Genomic DNA, 5,294 nt, shown 5'->3' on the forward strand with positions numbered 1-5,294 from the left:
GTTAATGTTAAAAACAACGAGGCTAAAGATTTTGCAGAAGCTGCGGTGTTAAACGACATCTTAAAAGGAAAGAACTCTGAGGAGGTTTTCTTAGGAAACACGTACAACGACGTAAAAAACAAGAGTATTGCTTTAGGACTTGACCTTAAGGGTGGAATGTCTGTAACTTTAGAATTATCTACTCCAGCATTGGTGAAAAACTACGCTGCAGATGTAAACAGTAATTCTTTTTCTTCAGCATTTGATGCTGCAGTAGAGGAGTACAATACAGTAGGTGGTGATTTTGTTGACATTTTCGCACGTAAGCACAAAGAGTTGTCTCCAGAAGTTAACTTAATTGAAGACTTCTCTACACAAGAAACGTTAGAAGAGCTTTCTATTCAGTCTACAGATGAGGAAGTAGTTGCATTTTTGAAATCTTTATACAAAGATGCACTTTCAGGAGTTGAGACGATCATGGAAAACCGTATTAACCAATTCGGTGTTGCTCAACCAAACATTACAAGAGACGAAGAAACAAACAGAATTTACATTGAATTACCTGGTGTAAAAGATCAAACTACTGTAAGAAACAGATTGCAATCTACTGCAAACTTAGAATTCTACAGAGCGATCAAAGGAAATGAGATTGGTGGTATCATCAATGCATTGTTAGTGGACGAAGAGGAAGCAGATGTATTGGATGATTTGTTAAACGAATCTGCAGATTCTACGGCAGTTGCTGAAAATGCAGAAACGGCTACAGAAACAGATACTACTTCTTTAGAGTCTTTATTAGGTGACGAAACAGCAGAAGCTGATGAGCCAGCGAAAACTCCAGAGTTATTAAAGATTTTCCAACCTATGATCTCACAAGATCAAGGGTTCATGCCAACACCTATCATCGGTTATGCAAAGGCAAAAGATACAGCACGTGTAAACGAGTTGATCAATGAAAAAGCTGCTGAGATGTTAACAGGTCAGGTAATCTTTGCTTGGGCGAACTACGAAACTAAATTCGATAACAACGATACTTTATACTACGAATTATTTGCTTTACAAGTACCAGAAGATGGTAAGGCTAGAGTAGGTGGTTCTGACATTGATAAAGCAAACGTAGGTGTTGATGAAAACTCTGCTACAATTTCTGTAAACGTTACAATGAATCCTGAAGGAGCTGATAAGTGGGCTGAAATGACGGATGAATTGAGACCAAGAACTGGAGCTAACGGAGGAATGATTTACGAATACATTGCCATCACAATGGATAACAAAGTATTCTCTGCACCTCGTATTAACGGACCTATCCCTGGTGGTAACACACAAATCACAGGTAACTTTACAGCTGAAGAGGCAAAAGGTTTAGTAAACTTATTGAACGGTGGAGCTTTACCTGCACCATGTGTTATTGTTGACGAAGCAGTTGTTGGACCAACGATTGGAGAAGCAAACTCAAGAGGTGGTTTAATCTCTTTCGGTATTGCATTGGCTATCGTATTGGCATACATGATTTTTTACTACGGTAAAGCAGGTGTTATTGCTGATATCGCATTGGTTGCAAACATTTTATTCATTGTAGGTTGTTTAGCTGCCTTCGGAGCTGTATTAACTTTAGCGGGTATTGCAGGTATCGTATTAACTATCGGTATGTCTGTAGATGCTAACGTATTGATCTACGAAAGAATTAGAGAAGAGATTGCAGACGGAAAAGGAATGAAGTTAGCTGTGAAAGATGGTTACAAGAAAGCATTAGCTGCTATTCTGGATGCCAACATCACAACATTGTTAACTGCCTTTGTATTGAAATCTTTCGGTACAGGACCAATCGAATCTTTCGCTTCTACTTTAATCATCGGTATTTTCACTTCTGTATTTGCAGCGGTTGTTATTACTCGTTTGATTTTCGAATGGAGATTGGAAAAATCAGCAACATTTGATTTCTCTACGAAAGCATCTAAAGGATTGTTCAAAAACTTAAATTTCCAATTCATCAAGAACAGAAAGAAATTCTACATCGTTTCTGGTTTATTGGTAGTACTTGGATTGGTAGCTATCTTCACAAGAGGATTAAAACCATCTGTTGAATTTGCTGGAGGTAGAACTTACGAAATGGTATTTACTCAGCCAGTAGCAGATAAAATTGATGAAATCGAATCTGAATTAAGAGCGAACCTTATTGAGAAAGATGGTAAAGCGGCTTCAGTAGAGGTGAAATCAAGAAATTCTGATTTCCGTGTGGAAATTGCAACAAACTACTTATCTACAGTACCTGGTTCTGGAGAGCAAGTACATGAGGCAATTGAAAATACGTTGGAAGCGCACGTTGCAGATTACGGTACTTCTAAAATTGAAAACTCTCGTTCTGTATCAGTTTCTATCTCTGAAGAATTGAAATCTTCTTCATTGTTAGCGATTGTATTGTCATTGATTATCATCTTCGCGTACATCTTAGTAAGATTCGGTAAGTGGCAGTATGGTGCAGGAGCTATCTTTGCAATGATCCACGATGTTACTATCGTATTAGGTATCTTCGCTGCATTGCACGGAAAGTTAGGATTCAACATGGAGATTGACCAAGCGTTTATCGCAGCGATCTTAACAGTTGTTGGTTACTCTATTAACGATACCGTGGTTGTATTCGATAGAATTAGAGAATACTTAAACAAATACAGAGGTAAGGATAGAAAAGAAGTAATTAACCTTGCTTTGAATACTACATTAAGTAGAACAATCAATACGTCGTTATCTACATTCATCGTATTGTTAACGATCTTCATTTTTGACGAAGGTGGAGCAATTAGAGGTTTCGTATTCGCATTGATGATTGGTGTGGTTGTAGGTACTTACTCTTCTATCTGTATTGCAACTCCGGCAGTAGTTGATTTAGGAGCTAAGGCTGACGAAGAAAAAGAGAAGAAAAAAGTAGAGGAAGAAGCAATGGCTTAGGCACTACTTTCATATATTAAAAATCCCCGTTGTTTATTCAGCGGGGATTTTTTATTTCGGGGAAAATAGTTTGTTGATCAACGAAGTTTATGCTTTCTTAGCGTCAAGTATACGTTTGGCTTGTTGAATGTGTCGTTCATTATGAGCACTCACAAAATGAAAGGTATCACCTAATTTAAGTTTGAACCATTTACTGATAGATATAGGAGTTCTGAAATTGAGGTTTTTCTTCTTGGCAAGTTCCAGTAAATGAAGAAATTCTTTTTGTTGACCAATAAATCTATCTAAATGTTGAAGGTTTAAAGTGCTACCCGCTGGATTTTTGTCTTTGAAGGTTTTCATTTTATTCAGTTTCTCCTTTGGATACATGCTTTGAGTAAAGTAATTACCAAAAAATCCGGGTTTATAATTCGCGCTTTTAGCGGGTGGGGCTTTTTCTAAACTTTTGGTTAAGGAAGGATTGTAAAAATCACCATAGAGGTTCAGGTGCTCAATACATTCTAAAATGCTCCAAGAATTCTCATCTGCTTTATCATTGAGGGTGGCAAGATCTTCTGTTTTACAGTCCAAGGCAAACTGTATATGTTTGGTACTGTTCTCTTGCAAAAGTTTTATTAATTGAATCGTTTCCATAGTACTTTGTTTCCAATACAAAGGTCGAAAATTGATTCTTTATAAATCTTGATTCAAATTAAGAATTCATGATGCGCGAAAGTGTTTCAGGTGTCATACGCAGGTAATCGGCAATGTATTTATTCGAAACTTCTTGGAAAAGCTGAGGACTTCTTTGTAGAACGCGCTTGTATCTCTCTGTGGGAGAGGAAATCAATAAATCTTTTTCGCGTTCAAGTTGTTGGATGATTAAGTCTTGAAGCATAAGTATCCATTCTTCCTTAAATTGAGGGTGTTGGCATAGTAATTCTTCAAATTTGGATTTAGACAATATTTTAATTTGAGTTTTTCTTAAGGCTTGGATATGAAAATCCGAAGGAGAATTTAAAATGAAACTGTCTAATGCTGCAATGATGTTGTGCGTATACCCAAAGCGGATGGTATGTTCTTCTTCACCATTCACCCAATAAATGCGCAAACAACCTTCTGAGATGAAATAGATATTGGTATTGGTTTTGTCAAAGCAGTCAATGTAATCACCTCTTTTTAGGGTGAGTTCATTTTCCCATAGTGCATTGGAATGAATGTACTGAAGTAAGTTATTTTCTTCGGGCATGCTGTTTGATTAATAATTGGTCCAAATCCCTTCTGATTTTTGAGCGTATAGCAGCTCGTACAAATGTAAATTCTAAAAGTATAAGAAAAGGTAGGTAGTACAATATTTCAAGTCGATCTACTAAGTATGCAATACTACAGGCCAGGATACTCGAAAAGATGAGGACCAAGTAAATAATATTGGTTTTGGCTAGAACTTCGTAGGTATGATCTTTCTTTTTGCCAAGATAAAGTAGGGTGTATGAAAGGATGTACCTACCAGCCTTACCTAAATCAAGATATGTGTTATATTTCTTTTGAGACTGAAGTTTTAAGTCTTTGTGGTTTAGTTTGTTGGTGTAATAAAAACGCATTGTTATGCTTTCCCAATTTGCTTTATAAAAGCCTGTAGTTCTTCTGGTTTTTGAGTACCAATCAAACGCTTTTTACCGTTTTTAAAGACTAAACGGAGACCTTTATTTCCTTTCACATTATATACCCATCCATAAGCTGGAGCAAAACGTATTCCCCATCCTACAAAACCGTATTTAACAACTTGACTTTCTTCTATATCCTCCCACTTGTAATACTTGGTAAAAAAGGGAAACACTTGAACTTTAATTCCGTTTTTATCTATTGTTGTGTGCTGACGCCATACGAGAAATAATACGATAACCAGCATAATTATCCCAATACTGAGGATAAACTCATCCATTAGAAATTTTCCTTGATCTTTTCCCCATAGAAATTGGTAGGTCATGATACCGGCAACGGCAAGTAATATTCCCCAAATCCAGAGTTGGGTAAATTTTTGTGTTTCTTTAAACGTAGTATCCATTCTTTCAGCTTTTAGGAAATATAATTATTTTTAACGAAATTCCTTATGTCTCCGACCAGCTATAAATATAAGTCGATGGGTAATCAAAACTCTAACCTACCGGATCCACCAAACCCGAATGGATGTGCAATTTGGATAATTCTATTTATAGTGTTAATTGGGTTGTTGATGTTATTTAATTTCGAAGTTTGAGCTAGAAGTTATTTAAACGATATAGATTTAAACTACTTCATCTTCATCCTCCTCATATTCTTCAATAATCTTTTCCATTTGAACCGTTTGTGAACGTATATTTCTAGAAACCTTGTGTCTCAAAAATTTAACA

Annotated in this window: 4 protein-coding genes; 1 reads left to right on the forward strand and 3 read right to left on the reverse strand. The window is 36.3% G+C overall.

All coding sequences use genetic code 11. From position 1 onward, the window contains the following. Positions 1 to 2,925, forward strand: a 2,925-nt coding sequence (secD, locus tag R3333_RS12195) for a protein translocase subunit SecD (protein ID WP_318959056.1), incomplete at its 5' end; no start/stop codon positions are given. A gap of 87 nt (positions 2,926 to 3,012) precedes the next feature. Here the strand turns inward: secD and R3333_RS12200 are convergent. The 3 genes from R3333_RS12200 to R3333_RS12210 form a co-directional block, all read right to left on the reverse strand. Continuing rightward, positions 3,013 to 3,558, reverse strand: coding sequence for a DinB family protein (locus R3333_RS12200; RefSeq protein WP_318959057.1), 546 nt, complete (start codon positions 3,556 to 3,558; stop codon positions 3,013 to 3,015). A 58-nt stretch (positions 3,559 to 3,616) separates the two neighbouring features. After that, positions 3,617 to 4,153, reverse strand: a complete 537-nt coding sequence (locus R3333_RS12205; RefSeq protein WP_318959058.1) for a Crp/Fnr family transcriptional regulator — start codon at positions 4,151 to 4,153, stop codon at positions 3,617 to 3,619. 354 nt (positions 4,154 to 4,507) lie between these two features. Further along, positions 4,508 to 4,969 carry a hypothetical protein gene (locus tag R3333_RS12210; protein ID WP_318959059.1) on the reverse strand — a complete coding sequence of 154 codons (462 nt, stop codon included), beginning with the start codon at positions 4,967 to 4,969 and terminating at the stop codon, positions 4,508 to 4,510. Positions 4,970 to 5,294 lie beyond the last annotated feature (325 nt).

Origin of the sequence: Lishizhenia sp., assembly GCF_033720595.1 — a bacterium.
GTDB lineage: Bacteria > Bacteroidota > Bacteroidia > Flavobacteriales_D > Crocinitomicaceae > Lishizhenia.

Coding starts and splice junctions, on each gene's coding strand:
- R3333_RS12200 (WP_318959057.1), bottom strand. CDS start 3,558: ATGGAAACGATTCAATTAATAAAACTTTTGCAAGAGAACAGTACCAAA.
- R3333_RS12205 (WP_318959058.1), bottom strand. CDS start 4,153: ATGCCCGAAGAAAATAACTTACTTCAGTACATTCATTCCAATGCACTA.
- R3333_RS12210 (WP_318959059.1), bottom strand. CDS start 4,969: ATGGATACTACGTTTAAAGAAACACAAAAATTTACCCAACTCTGGATT.